Raw genomic sequence first — 13,782 nt, 5'->3', positions numbered from 1 at the left:
ACGCGATTGCGATGGAGGAACATCATGGACGTCAATGAGGAACGCCTCAATTTATTCATGGGAAAGATGATCGGCGATGTCGGCGCGGCGATGAACGCCTCGCTGATGCTGCTGGGAGACAAGCTCGGGCTCTACAAGGCACTTGCACAGCAAGGACCGATGAATGCCGCGGCGCTGGCCAAGGCAACCGGAACCGCCGAGCGTTACGTTCAGGAATGGCTCTCGGCGCAGGCCGCCTCGGGCTACATCGAATACGACAAGGCGTCCGGAAAATTCTCGATGCTGCCCGAGCAGGCGCTCGCGCTCGCCGATGAGGAAAGCCCGGTGTTCCTCGGCGCCGTCGGAAGCCTGGTCGGCGCGACCTTCCTCGACGAGCCGAAAATTACCGACGCGTTCAAGACCGGCAAGGGCGTCGGCTGGAACAAGCGCAGCGAGTGCCTGTTCTGCGGCACCGCCCGCTTCTTCCGCACCAGCTACAAGCACTATCTGGTCCAGGAATGGCTGCCGGCGCTCGAGGGCGTCGTCGACAAGCTGAAGAAAGGCGCCGTCGTCGCCGACGTCGGCTGCGGCCACGGCGTCTCGACGCGGTTGATGGCGGAGGCGTTTCCGAAATCCACCTTCTACGGCTTCGACTATCACGACGGCTCGATCCAGACAGCGCGGGCCTCGGCGAAGGAGGCGGGATTGTCGGACCGCGTCCATTTCGAAACGCATTCCGCCAAGACATTCCCGGCCAAGGGGTATGATCTGGTCTGCTTCTTCGACTGCCTGCACGACATGGGCGATCCGGTCGGCGCCCTCAAGCACACCCGCTCCACCCTCGCAAATGACGGCACCTGCCTGCTGATCGAGCCGTTCGCCAACGACCGGCTGGAGGACAACCTCAATCCGATCGGGCGGGTTTACTATGCCGCCTCGACCATGATCTGCACCCCTGCCTCGCTGGACCAGGAAGTCGGGCTTGCGCTCGGCGCCCAGGCCGGAGAGGCAAGACTGCGCGAGGTCGCGCGCCAGGGCGGCTTCTCCCGCTTCCGCCGCGCGGCGGAAACGCCGTTCAACCTGATCCTGGAAGCTCGCCCGTAACGCGGAGGCTACCGCACTGCGCAGTTGGACGGCGGCATCACGCCGCCGTCCAATGCACACAGGGTTAGTCGGATTCCTCGGCTTGCGTCCTACGCGTCGCCGCCCTGCTACCAGTCCTGTTGCGATTGCCAGTAGGGCTGGCCGCCGCGCCGGCGCGGATTGGCGGCTTGAGGGTTGCCATAAATCTGAGGATTGCCGTACTGCGGATTGCTGTATTGGCGGCTGCCATACTGGGGCACGCCGTATTGGGTGCCGGATTGGGGATTCCAGCTGCGCTGATAGAAGAAGCCGAAACCGTCCTCGTTGCTCGCAACCATGTCGTCGGGCACCATGGGCCGGGTGGGCTTGCGCGTGATGAAACCGCCCTGCGGCTGGTTGCTCAGCACGGCGACGAATTCGGTGCGGTAGTTGGTCTCGCTGCTCAGCGGCTCGTCCGAGACGATGATGGAAGACCGTGGCACCACGGTCGGTGCAATGCGATCCAGCACGTCCTGCGGGATGGTGATGCGGTCGAGCGCGTCCTTGGCGTTGTCGCCCTCGTCGATCGTCACCTCGGTCCAGCGCAGGCCGGTGTCGTTACGCGCCATCGCCGTGAAGATATGCGTGCCGATCGGCTTGTCCGGATCGCGGATCGTGACGGGAACCTCGATGCTTGAATCGAACACCTCGCCGCCATCAGCCCACGGCTTGTGGGTGTTGCGGCGGACGTAGAGCTTCTGCGTTGCGCGGCTGATGTAGACCGAGACCGGCTCGAGCGCGAGCTTCGCCTCGGTCGCCGCCTTCGCGGTGTCGGCTTTCTTGGTCTCGGCCGCCTTGGCGGCGTCCTTTGCGGCTGCCGCGGCGTCGAGCTTCGGCCTGGCGTCGCCCTGGGCGGCTTCGAACTGCGTGGTCGCTTCCGCGGCCCTGGCGGCGGCCTTCTGCTTCAGATCCTCGGCGCGCGCCTTGGTCTGGTCGGTCTTGGCATTGGCGAGCGTCTTGTCGGCGAACGCAAGCTCGGCGTCGGCACGGGTCTTGGCCTTTTCCAGCTTGCGCAGTGACGCAGGCGTGAACAGTGCAGCTTCCTTGGTCGCGGCTGTGGAGGCCCTCTTCGCTTCGTCGGCCGCCTTGGCGGCATCCGCGGCGTCGCGAGCAAGCGTCTGGGCGCGCGCCGGAGCAGCCGCGATCGCCTGCGCGTTCGGCACGAACAGCGCCGGGTGGGTAAAATCGACCGGTGCCGCGTCGTTCGGCGCGATGATCACCCGCATGCCGATCCGCGTCTTGTCGAACAGCTTTTCGGCAAAATCGTAGGGCATCCGCACGCAGCCATGCGAGGCCGCATAGCCCGGCAGCGGCCCGCCATGCAGCGCGACGCCGTTCCAGGTGATGCGCTGCATGTTCGGCATCCAGGCGTCGTCATAGAGCGTCGAGTGGTGGTCCTTGTCCTTCTCGATCAGCGCAAAGACACCGGCCGGCGTCTCGCGTCCCTTGACGCCACTCGACACCGGCGCGCGGTAGATCCAGCCGTCGGCGTCGTAGAAGGTGACCTTCTGGGCCTTGATCGACACGATCGCCATGATCGGTTCGCCCGCGGTGCGTGGCGCCGTCGCCTCGACGGTTGGCTCGGGACGCTGCTGCTTCGCGGCGGCACTGCCGGTCAGTGCCGCAAATGTGACCATCGCTGCGAAGGTCACAATCGTGGGATGCCCCCAACGCCGCATCGCTCCGGTGGTCTGCGCCGTCGTCGTTCGATTCACCATGCCATTCCTCGGTCGAAATGCCTGCCCGCGCTGCGTCGATCCGTACCAGATCGCGATTTTGGATTGATTAATCCGGCGGAGCATCGGCGCGTTCCAGCAGCAAATCACTCATATATGACGGCGCATGCAGGAGGAAGGGTGTGGCGCGGTCAAAACCGGCCCACCGTCGCGGATATCCATAGTCTGAAAGGTAGCCCATGGCACTGCGGCCGCGTCCTCTTGTCATGCCGTCCGCCGCGTTTCCGGCATTACCAGCCAGATCACGAACAGCCCGAGCGCGGCGACGCCGGCCAGGCCCATAAAGGCCGTGCTGCTGCCGAGCTTGTCGCTGACATAGCCGGCCAGCACCGTGCTGAGCGAGGCGCCGATGCCGACGGCAGTACCGACTATGCCCTGCGCCAGGTTGAAATGGCCGCTACCGAACGCGACGTCGGCCACGATCAGCGGCACCATCACGCTGAAGATCGCTGCGGTGATGCCATCGAAAATCTGCACCGCAACCAGCAAATAGGGATCATGCACCGTTGCGAACAACAGGCCGCGGATCACCAGGGAGGCGAACGCGATCAGGAGCAGCGGCCGGCGGCCCCAAGCCTGGGCCTTGCGGCCGACCGAGGGCGAGCACAACGCGACGATCGCCTGCGGCACAATGATGCAGGCGGCGATCAGGACCGGCGCCCATTGGCTCGACCGCGTGGTGACCACGCCCGCCATCAGCGGCAGCATCGCGGCATTGGCGAGTTGGAACAGCATCATCGCGCCGGCAAAGATCAGCAGCGACCGCTGCCGCACCAGGCCGACGACGCTGGTGGCGCGCTTGTCCGGAACCTCGCGCTTCACCTCACCATGGGCCTGGGCGATGTCGATCTCGCGCTCGCGGATCCGCACCAGCGACAACAATGTCGGGATCACCAGGATGAAGGTCACGAGGAACACCGAGCGGCTCGACAGGAAATAGCCGCAGGCGCCCATCAGCGCCGCGGCCGAGCCGCTGCCGAGCGAGGCGAAGCGCGCGTTGCGGCCGAGCCGCTCGCCGATCGCAAGCGGTCCGACCAGCCCAAGGCTGATCGCGGCGATCGCCGGACCGAGCACGCAGCTTGCGAGCGCGTGCAATGTCGCGGCGAGCGTCACCACGGGAAAGATCGGCCACAGCGCATAGGCGAGCGCGCTGGCGCCGATCGCGGCCACCGCACAGCCGGCCACCACCCGCTCCGAGCGGGCCGCATCGACGATCGCCCCACCGGGCATCTGGCCAAGCAGGCCGATGATGCCGCCGATCGAGAGCACGAAGCCGATCTCGACCTGGGTCCATTTCTGCGTCGTCAGATAGACCGCGATAAACGGGCCGAAGCCGGTCTGCACGTCGGCGAGGAAGAAGATGAACCAGTCGAGCCCGCGCTGGCTTTCGCGCGACGGCGTGCGCGGTTCCTCAGGACTGGGCTGATCGGGAACACGCGGCACAATTTTGGTGCCGCCGGCTGATCGCTCGCCACGACCGTCGCCAACCGTCTCGAAGGAAGAGTTCGGACGCGCGACCAGCTCGAGCCCCCTAATGTTCGTAATCCCATGGATGGAGACTGCCGGCCGCGCCCAGCACGATCAGCGGCGTATCTTCCTTGTATTCCGGCGCAGCGCTCACCTGCTGCTTGTTCAGGTCCAGCGTGATGCTGTCGCTCTTGCTGGAAACGCCGGCGAAACGCAGGGCGTTCCAATCGACCACGATCTTGCGGCTCCCGACGCCGAGGAACCCGCCGAAATCGATCACGGCGGCGCGGACCTTGCCGTCGCGGTCGACGATGACGTCGACGATGCGGCCCATGTCCTCATTGGCGGAGCTGCGCACATCGCGCCCGAGAATGCCGTGCGCATCGCGCGCGCCGATCACGGTCACCGACGGCGGCGGCGATGGCTCCTTCGACGGCTCTTTGGCCTGCTCCTTCGGTGCCGCTGGCGGCGCCTGGGCTGCCGGCGGCGTCACATCGTCGGCGGCGCGGACACCAGCGGATGTCAGCAGCACGGCTGCGACCAGCATGATCATGAACCTCGGACGCATGTACCTCTCCCACGATCTCCTGGCGCGCGCGTGCCGTTCCGCGACGCTCAATGCGTCAGCACGATCGACACCTGGATCTGGCCGCGCGTGCGCAACACTTCGAGTGACACTTCGTCGCCGTGGCGGCGCAGCCTCAGATCGACGCTGGAAGTGCCAAGCCTGAGGTTGCGCAGCACCACGTCGTTGAGGAATTCCGGCAGTCGCGGATCGCTCAGCCTGATCTCGCCGCGTGTGGTGTCGAACTCGATTCCCAGCGCCGCCTCCAGCAGCGTGAACGGCGTCGCGCTCGCCCAGGCCTGCGGCGCGCAGGCGACCGGATAAAGCACCGGGCCGCGGCGGCGCTCGCGGCGAAAGCCGCAGAACAGCTCCGGCAGCCGCCGCAGCTCCATATAGCTCGCAGCGTCGAACAGGCCCTTGAACAGATGCGCGACCGAATGCTTGAGGCCGTAGCGGGCAAGTCCAAGCGCGATCAGCGCATTGTCATGCGGCCAGATCGAACCGTCGTGATAGGACATCGGATTGTAGCGCGCTTCGCCCGCGGCAACGGTGCGGATGCCCCAGCCCGAGAAGAATTTTTGGCTCATCAGACCGGCGGCGACCCGTCGCGCGCGGTCCTCGCGCACCATGCCGGAAAACAAGGTTTGTCCGGCATTGGACGTGCGCACCTTGCACGGCTGCTTGGCGCCGTCGAGCGCGACCGCATAGGTACCGAGCTCCTCGCACCAGAACGCTTCCTCGAAGCGCTCGCGCAGCCGCTCGGCCTCGGCTTCCAGCGTTGCGGCCTTGTCGGCAAAGCCAAGCTTGCGCGCCGCACGCGCGGCAAGCTGCTTACCCGCGAACACGTAGGCCTGCACTTCGCACAGCGCGATATTGCCTTCGGCGAGCGTTCCGTCGGCATGGAAGATGGCGTCGAAGGAATCCTTCCAGCCCTGGTTCCGAAGCCCATCGTCGGTCGCGCGCTGGTACTCGACGAAACCGTCGCGGTCGGGATCACCCGGGCCGTCGATCCATTGCAAGCCGGCCTCGACCGCCGGCCACAGCTCGCGCAGCGTCTCCACATCGCCGGTGCGCTCCAGGTAGAGCCCGGCGAGCAGCACGAACAGCGGGGTCGAATCGACGCTGCCGTAATAATGCGCGAACGGCACCTCGCGAAGCGCGGCCATCTCGCCGCCGCGCATCTCGTGCAGGATCTTGCCCGGCGCGGCATCGGCCAGCGGATCGACCGTCTTGGCCTGGAACAGCGCGAGCCGCTTCAGCACGCCTTTGGCGATCCTGGGATCGACCCACAGCATCTGCAGCGCGGTGATCAGCCCATCACGGCCGAATGTCGTCGAATACCAGGGAATGCCGGCATAGGGGTAACGGCCCTGCGGCGTCTCCGTCATCAGCATGTTGAGGTCGGCCATCGCCTGGCACAGCACCTCGTTGAAGATGTTGTTCGAGGTCTCGATGCTGGCCGCGCCGGCCGACGAAATCCGCATCTCGCGGCGATGCGCCAGCAGCCCGCGGAAGAACGGCACCGGCTTCTGCATGATCGGCTTGTTGCAGGAGACCGCGACGAACAGCGAGGTGACCTGCCCGGGCTCGAGCTCGAAATGGTAGGTCGCAGCATTGACCGACAGCCGCGTCGGCCGCGGATCGAAATGCAACGCGGTGATCCGCGACTGCTCGTCGAGGCCGCAATATTCCAGCACGACGTCGGTCGGCCCCAAGAGCTTGCTCGAACCGATGCCGCGGCGCGGCCGGCGCTCACCGCGCACCTCGAACAGATCGGCAAAATCATTGTCGAACAACAGCGTGAGATCGAAGCTCGCGGTATGATCGCCGTGGTTCTGCAGGCCGATGCGCTGATAGAACGTGCCGCGCCACAGGAAGATCGAGCGCACGATATGCAGCGTGTCTTTCTGCAGCGTCAGGCGGTCGTCGCGGTAGACGTCGGAATTGGTGAGATCGACCGTCAGCGCCGAATTGTCGTCGCGCATGTTGGAGCCGAGCAGAAGCGGCTGCACGCCCTCCAGCACCATTTCCAGCCGCGCGAGGTAGCGCGTGTCGGCGTTGAACAGGCCGTCCGGCCCGCCGGCCGAGGCGCCGATGTCGCCATGGCTGTCGAGCACGATGAAGGTGTCGTCATGCTTGAGCGAGCGCCGCGGCCGCGCCGCGGGCCCGGTCATCGGAATGTAGAACGGCGATTCGGCGACGTGCTCAGTGATGCGAGCAGTAATGATCTGCGTAACGACGTCAGCTGCCATCTGAACCTCTGGCGACTTCTATTGGCCGTTTTCCTGACTCGAACGAACGCACCGGAACGCTAGAACAGGCCTGATGACGCGGGATCAGGCCGCGCTGGTGGACAGGCGGCCCATTTCGCGCGCAACCAGGTCGCGGTAGGGGCCCCTTCCCTTCACGAGGATATCGGGCGGACCGTCCTCGACGATGCGGCCGCCCTGCAGCACGAGCACGCGGTCGAAGCTGCGCAGCGTCGCGAGGCGGTGCGCGATCGCCACCACCGTACGCCCGCGCATCAGCCGCGACAACGCCTCGCGGATCGCCTCCTCGGAATCCGCATCGAGCGCCGCGGTGGCTTCGTCGAGCAGCAGGATCGGCGCGTCCTTCAGGAAGGCGCGTGCGATCGCGATGCGCTGGCGCTGGCCGCCGGAGACCTTGATGCCGCGATCGCCGACGATGGTGTTCATGCCCTCGGGCAGGGTTTCGATGAAGTCGCAGCGCGCCGCGATCGCCGCCCGCAGCACCTCGTCGTCGGTGGCATCAGGCCGGCCGTAGCGGATGTTCTCCAGGATCGAACGGTGGAACAGTGAGATGTCCTGCGGCACCACCGAGATCGCCGCGCGCAGGCTCTGCTGGGTGACGCGCGAGATGTCCTGGCCATCGACCATGATGTTGCCCTGCTCGACGTCGTAGAACCGCTGCAGAAGGGTAAACAATGTTGACTTGCCACCGCCGGACTGGCCGACCAGGCCGACGCGCTGGCCGGGCTGGATGCGCAGGCTGAAGCGATCGAACACCTGAAGGCCGCCGGGATAGCGGAACCCGACATTGTTGAATGCGATCGCCGCGCCGCTCTTCACCAGAGCTTCGGCTTCCGGATGGTCCTTCAGCTCGTGCGGCTGCAGCAGCGTCGCCAGCGCCTCGGTGAGCCGGGCGACATGCTGGGTGACGTCGACCAGCGCAACGGCGAGATCGCGGGTGGCGCTGAGGATCGAGATGCCGAGCGTGCAGACCAGCACGACGTCGCCGGTGGTCGCCGCGCCTTGCTGCCAGAGCGAGAGGGCCCAGGCCAGCATCGCGATCGTCAGGATCACGGTCACGCCGGCGTGAAAAAGGCGAAGCTTCTCGAGATAGCGCAGGGAACGGCCGCGCGCGACGAGTTCCCGATTGACGGTCGCGTCGAAGCGGTCGTGCTCGTAGCCGAGGCCGCAGAACGCACGCACCAGCGGCAAATTGTTGATGACATCAACCATTTCGCCGTCGACGGCGGCGGCCCGGTTGGCGAAGTCGTCATGCAGCGGCCTGCCGGCGGCCGCCAGGCGGAACATGATCGCCACCATGGTTCCCGCGATCAGGATCAGCACCGCCGACATTGTCACGCTGACGGTTCCAACCAGGGTGATCGCCGCGAAGGTCGCGATGCAAGGCGGCAACACGTTCCATACGAACATGTTCTCGACCGTGAACACCGCGTTCGACGTCGCCGTGATCCGGCTGGTCAGCATGCCCGGCAGCCGGTCCGTGAAATAGCTCGGCGCGTGGCCGGTGAGATGGCGGAACATGTCGCGGCGAAGGTCGCCGGTGACGCTGACAAAGGTGTAACTCGCGGTCCAGCTCGCGATCCGCCACATGAAGTTGTCGGCGGCGATCAGCGACATGAGCAGAGCGAATGCCAGCCATACGCCATTCGCGGCCGACGGCCCCGCCGACAAGGCGTCGACCAGATTCTTCACGCCGTATTGCGTGCCTACCGAGCAGGCAACCGCCGCAACGACCGCCGACAGAATGACGACGTGCGACGGGAGCCTTCGGCGCAGATAGCGCAGCACGAAGGGAAAGGGGCGATGCGCATAGCCTGACAGATGGTCCATGACGTCCTGCAAAACCTGTTGAGGGTGAACGAGAAATTTTTAGTCGAAACTCTCGTGCACGATGACGTGAAGAGCAGCGGCGGGATTCCTTGATGCAGCCATCACTGCGCGACAATTTTGCAACGCTGGCGTCGGCAAAAACGTGTTGGAGCGTGATGGCATCAGCAAGACCACAGTGTGATGGAAGAAAGAAGCGGGAATTCACCCACCCCTAAGGAACCTCGCACGTGCGAGAACGTTCCCGTCTTCGGCATGTCAGTGCCATCACAGGGCTGAGGGGTCTGGTTCATCCCACACTACAAAACAGGAGACGGAGAAATGCGCATCGCGCAGGTTGCCCCGCTGACGGAGGCTGTTCCCCCGAAACTCTACGGCGGCACCGAACGGGTCGTGCACTGGCTGACCGAAGAACTTGTAACACTTGGACATGACGTGACGTTGTTCGCCAGTGGCGATTCACAGACCTCCGCGAAGCTCGATGCGACCTGGCCGAAGGCACTGCGCCTCGACGGCTCCGTCCGCGATCCCAATGCGCTGCACATGGTGATGCTGGAACGCGTGCGGCAGAAAGCCGACGACGACGAGTTCGATTTTCTGCACTGCCATCTCGACTATTATCCGTGGTCGCTGTTCGCGCGGCAGCCGACGCCGTTTGTGACCACGCTGCACGGCCGGCTCGACCTGCCGGAGCATCAACCCGTCTTCAACACCTTTTCCAAGATCCCGGTGATCTCGATCTCCAACGCGCAGCGGCGGCCGGTGCCGCAGGCGCATTGGGTGCGCACCATCCATCACGGCCTGCCGGAGAATTTGCTGACGCCGCAACCCGTCAAGCCATCCTATCTCGCCGTGCTCGGGCGCATCGCGCCGGAGAAAGGCGTCGATCGCGCGATCAAGATCGCAACCCGCTGCGGCATTCCGCTGAAGATCGCGGCCAAGGTCGATCGTGCCGACCAGGAATATTATGACGAGTTGATCAAGCCTTTGATCACGAGCAATCCGCTGGTCGAGTTCATCGGCGAGATCAGCGACCGCGAGAAACCGGATTTTCTCAGCGGCGCGATCGGGCTCTTGGTTCCGATCGATTGGCCCGAGCCGTTCGGCCTCGTGATGATCGAAGCCATGGCCTGCGGCACGCCGGTCATCGCCTATAACCGCGGCTCGGTGCCCGAGATCATCGAGGACGGCCTGACCGGCTTCATCGTCGAGGACGAGATCAGCGCGATCTCCTCCGTCGGCCGCCTCGCGACGCTCAATCGCGACGCGATCCGCAAGCAGTTCGAGACCCGCTTCACCGCGCGTCGGATGGCGCTCGACTATCTCGCCGCCTATCGCGGCCTGATGGAAGCCAAGCCGCGCTTCAAGCTGGTGTCGAGCGCGGAGTAGCCGTTGCAGCGGCCGATCGAATGATCCGGCGGGCCGGCCGGCACCACCGTGCCGGTCCGTCGGGTCATTCGATTGTCAATAATACCGCCGTAACCGGCGACAACTCCCGCGCAGCGAAGCCATCCGCATGCGCGCGCCGCGCGATTGCTGCGACGCACCAGTCGTGACAGCTTTCCCCATGCGCTCGGCCGATATCGCCTTTGCGATTGCCGAATTACGTGCTCTTATGCTTCCTGCTTGAGCAAAAAATAATAAGCGAGCGGACGGGACAACCGTGCCGCGGTCGCGCAGGGGGAACACCATGACAGGGGACCGCAAGCCGTCGGCCATTAATAATGCCGCGCCGACCAAAGCCTCGCAGGACAAGCTGAACCGCCGCAAATTCCTGGTCAAAACCGGCGGCGTGCTCGCTGCCGGCGCATTCGGCGCCGTTCCGCTGCGCGGCTGGGCCGCCGACCCGATCAATATCGGGGCACTCTATCCGACCACCGGCAGCATGGCGCAGATCGGCACCGGCTGCGTCGCCGCCGCCAAGCTCGCGGTCGACATGGTCAACGAGGCCGGCGGCATCAAGTCGCTCGGGGGCGCCAAGCTCAACCTGATCGTCTCCGACGTGCAGAGCGACACCACGGTGACGCGCACCGAGACCGATCGCCTGATATCAGGCAACAAGCTGTCGGCGATCCATGGCTGCTACGCCAGCGCGCTGACCTTGATCGCGAGCGAGGTCTGCGAGCGCGCCAAGGTTCCGATCATATCAGGATCGAGCTCCGACCAGCTCAACAAGGGCCGCACCTACACCTTCACGCCATTCGCGCGCGCCTCGCAATTCGCCAAGGCGCAGTTGCAGATGGCCAAGCTGGTCAGCGAGCAGGCCAAGGTCGCCGTCATCTTCGAGAACACCGCATTCGGCACCTCGACCTCGAACGGGCTGAAGGAACTGGCGCCCGGCGAAGGCGTCGAGATCGTGATGTTCGAGCCCTACTCGGCCGGCTTCACCGATGCGAGCCCGCTGATCAACAAGGTCAAGGCCTCCGGCGCCAATACGCTGTTCTCGCTGTCCTATCTCAACGACCTCATCCTGATCGTCCGCACCGTGAAGCAGGTCGGGCTCAACATCGCGATCAATGGCGGCTCGGGCGGCTTCGTGATGCCGGACTTCTACAAGAATGTCGGCAAGGCAGCCGAAGGCCTGCAGGGCGTCGCGCACTGGAACCACGACGTCAACGACGACGCGCAAAAGGTCAACGCCGAATTCAAGAAGCGCACCGGCGAGTTCGCCTTCGAATATGCCGGCGGCCTGGTCGCGCAGACCTTCATGCTGGCCGACGCGCTGGAGCGCGCCGCCTCCGCCGATCCCAAGAAGGTGCGCGAGGCGCTCTCGACGCTCGACGTCTCCTCGGGCTTTGCTGCGATGGCGCCAGGCGGCAAGGTGAAGTTCGGCCCCGACGGCAAGAACGTCTATGGCCGACCGGTCGGCGTGCAGTGGCAGAACGCCGACCTCGCCAGCATCTTCCCCAAGGAAGACGCCCGCGCCCCGCTGATCAAGACCTGAGCCGCGGTCGTATCGCATGTGGGAGACACTGGCCCAGGCCGTGATCAACGGCCTGCTCATCGGCGGCATCTACGCGCTTGTCAGCATCGGCGTTACGTTGATCTTCGGCGTGATCAAGATCGTCAATTTTGCCCAGGGCGAGTTCGTGATGATCGGGATGTACATCTCGTTCTTCCTCGCCACCCAGTTCGGCATCGATCCGCTGGTATCGCTTGTTGTCTCGATGCCGGTGCTGTTCCTAGCCGGCGTCCTGATCCAGCACTTCCTGATCCGCAGGGTGCTCGGACCGAACGACATGCCGCAGATCTTCCTGACGTTTGCGCTGTCGCTGCTGCTGCTCAATCTCTCGCTGATGTTGTTCACCGCGAACTACCGTACGGTCCATACGTCCTATTCGGATGAAGCGTTCCACATCGGCGGGCTCTATATCCCGGTGGCGAAACTGATCGCCTTTGCGGTCGCGATGGCGCTGAGCGGCCTGCTCTGGGTGTTCCTGCACACCACCGATCTCGGCAAGGCGATGCGCGCCGCCTCGCAGAACCGCGACGTCGCGATGCTGATGGGGATCAATCCCAACCGGGTGTTCGCGGTCGCGTTCGGCACTGCGCTGGCGCTCGCGGGCGCCGCCGGCTCGCTGCTGATGCCGTTCTATTCGGCCTATCCATTCGTCGGCCAGGTGTTCGTGCTGATGGCATTCGTCGCCGTCGTGATGGGCACGCTCGGCAATGTGATGGGCGCGCTGGTCGCGAGCCTGATGATGGGTGTCGCGGAATCGCTCGGCATCCAGTTCGTCGGCGCCGATTCCGGCCTGATCGTGGTGTTCGCGCTGCTGCTGCTCACGCTCGCCTTCAGGCCGAGCGGCCTTGGCGCCAGGAGGGGCCGCTGATGTCAGGCAACATGAAATGGCTGTGGCTGGCGATCGGCGCCGTCGTCATGCTCGCTTTGCCCCAGTTCGTCACCTCGTCGTTCGCAATCGACATCTTCATCCGCATCCTGCTGTTCTCCTTCATCGGCGTCGCCTGGAACCTGATGGGTGGCTATGCCAAGCAGCTGTCGCTCGGGCACGCCGCCTATTTCGGGCTCGGCGCCTACACCTCGACCATCATGCAGGTGAACTACGGCATCTCGCCCTGGATCGGGATGATCGCGGGCGGCGTGGTGGCGATGCTGGCGAGCCTGCCGATCGGCTGGCTCTGCTTCCGCCTGCGCGGCCCCTACTTCACCATCGCGACCATCGCCACCGCCCAGGTCTTGATGCTGATCTTCCTGAAATTCCGCGACTTCGCCTGGGGCGCCGAAGGCACCACGATTCCGAACCTCGGCAGCGCGCCGCTGATGATGCAGTTCGAGGAGAAGTCATCCTATTACTACGTCGTGCTCGGACTGCTCGTGGTCGGGCTGTGGATCACCCACAGAATCGAGAAATCCTGGATCGGCTACTATCTCGTCGCGATCGGCGAGGACGAAGACGCGGCCGAGGCGATCGGCGTCAACGCGCCGAAGGTAAAGCGCGACATCTACATGATCAGCGCATTCCTGACTGCGCTCGCCGGCACCTTCTACACGCAGTACATCTACTTCATCGATCCCGCGACCGCGTTCTCCTTCAGCGTCTCGATCGAGGCGGCGCTGGTGTCGATCGTCGGCGGCATCGGCACGCTGTGGGGTCCGGTGATCGGCACCGTGCTGCTGGAAACCACCTCGGCGCTGCTGCAAAGCTGGCTCGGCAGCTCGGTGGGCGGCATCCAGCTCACGGTCTACAGCCTGATCCTGATGGCCGTGATCCTGTGGCGGCCGACCGGGCTGATCGGGTTTGCGACCGACGTCTATCACCGCACCATCCGGCGCAAGCCGGCGCGCGCCTGAGGTCGC

General features: G+C 64.9%; 10 protein-coding genes. 5 read left to right on the top strand and 5 right to left on the bottom strand.

Features of this window, described 5'->3' with window-relative positions; all coding sequences use genetic code 11:
* Positions 1-24: 24 nt before the first annotated feature.
* The gene (locus HAP48_RS29790; protein ID WP_166203369.1) at positions 25-1,083 is read left to right on the top strand and encodes a class I SAM-dependent methyltransferase; all 1,059 of its coding nucleotides are present in this window, start codon (positions 25-27) and stop codon (positions 1,081-1,083) included.
* A gap of 107 nt (positions 1,084-1,190) precedes the next feature.
* Here HAP48_RS29790 and HAP48_RS29785 read toward each other — a convergent pair whose 3' ends face one another.
* The 5 genes from HAP48_RS29785 to HAP48_RS29765 form a co-directional block, all read right to left on the bottom strand.
* Complete coding sequence (locus HAP48_RS29785; protein WP_166203367.1) at positions 1,191-2,819, bottom strand: L,D-transpeptidase; 1,629 nt, start codon at positions 2,817-2,819, stop codon at positions 1,191-1,193.
* A 222-nt stretch (positions 2,820-3,041) separates the two neighbouring features.
* Positions 3,042-4,280, bottom strand: coding sequence for an MFS transporter (locus tag HAP48_RS29780; protein WP_166203365.1), 1,239 nt, complete (start codon positions 4,278-4,280; stop codon positions 3,042-3,044).
* An 88-nt stretch (positions 4,281-4,368) separates the two neighbouring features.
* Positions 4,369-4,872, bottom strand: a complete 504-nt coding sequence (locus HAP48_RS29775) for a PRC-barrel domain-containing protein (protein ID WP_166203363.1) — start codon at positions 4,870-4,872, stop codon at positions 4,369-4,371.
* A 47-nt stretch (positions 4,873-4,919) separates the two neighbouring features.
* Positions 4,920-7,121 carry an amylo-alpha-1,6-glucosidase gene (locus tag HAP48_RS29770; protein ID WP_166203361.1) on the bottom strand — a complete coding sequence of 734 codons (2,202 nt, stop codon included), beginning with the start codon at positions 7,119-7,121 and terminating at the stop codon, positions 4,920-4,922.
* A gap of 84 nt (positions 7,122-7,205) precedes the next feature.
* Complete coding sequence (locus tag HAP48_RS29765) at positions 7,206-8,969, bottom strand: ABC transporter ATP-binding protein (protein ID WP_166203359.1); 1,764 nt, start codon at positions 8,967-8,969, stop codon at positions 7,206-7,208.
* A gap of 318 nt (positions 8,970-9,287) precedes the next feature.
* On the opposite strand from HAP48_RS29765, the gene HAP48_RS29760 reads away from it, so the two are divergent.
* The 4 genes from HAP48_RS29760 to HAP48_RS29745 all read left to right on the top strand — a co-directional run bounded on the left by HAP48_RS29760 (position 9,288) and on the right by HAP48_RS29745 (position 13,776).
* Positions 9,288-10,355 (top strand): glycosyltransferase family 4 protein, encoded by a 1,068-nt coding sequence (locus tag HAP48_RS29760; RefSeq protein WP_166203357.1) that lies wholly within the window; start codon positions 9,288-9,290, stop codon positions 10,353-10,355.
* A gap of 301 nt (positions 10,356-10,656) precedes the next feature.
* On the top strand, positions 10,657-11,910 hold the full coding sequence (locus HAP48_RS29755) for an ABC transporter substrate-binding protein (RefSeq protein WP_166203355.1): 1,254 nt from the start codon (positions 10,657-10,659) through the stop codon (positions 11,908-11,910).
* A 16-nt stretch (positions 11,911-11,926) separates the two neighbouring features.
* Entirely contained in the window at positions 11,927-12,796 is an 870-nt protein-coding gene (locus HAP48_RS29750) for a branched-chain amino acid ABC transporter permease (RefSeq protein ID WP_166203353.1), read from the top strand.
* The gene (locus tag HAP48_RS29745) at positions 12,796-13,776 is read left to right on the top strand and encodes a branched-chain amino acid ABC transporter permease (RefSeq protein ID WP_166203351.1); all 981 of its coding nucleotides are present in this window, start codon (positions 12,796-12,798) and stop codon (positions 13,774-13,776) included. The genes HAP48_RS29750 and HAP48_RS29745 overlap by 1 nt, the downstream gene beginning before the upstream one ends.
* The last annotated feature ends 6 nt before the right edge of the window (positions 13,777-13,782 follow it).

This window comes from Bradyrhizobium septentrionale (assembly GCF_011516645.4).
Classification (GTDB): Bacteria; Pseudomonadota; Alphaproteobacteria; order Rhizobiales; family Xanthobacteraceae; genus Bradyrhizobium; species Bradyrhizobium septentrionale.
This window is presented reverse-complemented; position numbering and strand designations above follow the sequence as displayed.

Bases quoted from the DNA above. Each gene is read 5' to 3' on its own strand.
- HAP48_RS29775 (WP_166203363.1), bottom strand. From the start codon at position 4,872: ATGCGTCCGAGGTTCATGATCATGCTGGTCGCAGCCGTGCTGCTGACA.
- HAP48_RS29760 (WP_166203357.1), top strand. From the start codon at position 9,288: ATGCGCATCGCGCAGGTTGCCCCGCTGACGGAGGCTGTTCCCCCGAAA.
- HAP48_RS29745 (WP_166203351.1), top strand. From the start codon at position 12,796: ATGTCAGGCAACATGAAATGGCTGTGGCTGGCGATCGGCGCCGTCGTC.
- HAP48_RS29785 (WP_166203367.1), bottom strand. From the start codon at position 2,819: ATGGTGAATCGAACGACGACGGCGCAGACCACCGGAGCGATGCGGCGT.
- HAP48_RS29790 (WP_166203369.1), top strand. From the start codon at position 25: ATGGACGTCAATGAGGAACGCCTCAATTTATTCATGGGAAAGATGATC.
- HAP48_RS29750 (WP_166203353.1), top strand. From the start codon at position 11,927: ATGTGGGAGACACTGGCCCAGGCCGTGATCAACGGCCTGCTCATCGGC.
- HAP48_RS29770 (WP_166203361.1), bottom strand. From the start codon at position 7,121: ATGGCAGCTGACGTCGTTACGCAGATCATTACTGCTCGCATCACTGAG.
- HAP48_RS29755 (WP_166203355.1), top strand. From the start codon at position 10,657: ATGACAGGGGACCGCAAGCCGTCGGCCATTAATAATGCCGCGCCGACC.
- HAP48_RS29765 (WP_166203359.1), bottom strand. From the start codon at position 8,969: ATGGACCATCTGTCAGGCTATGCGCATCGCCCCTTTCCCTTCGTGCTG.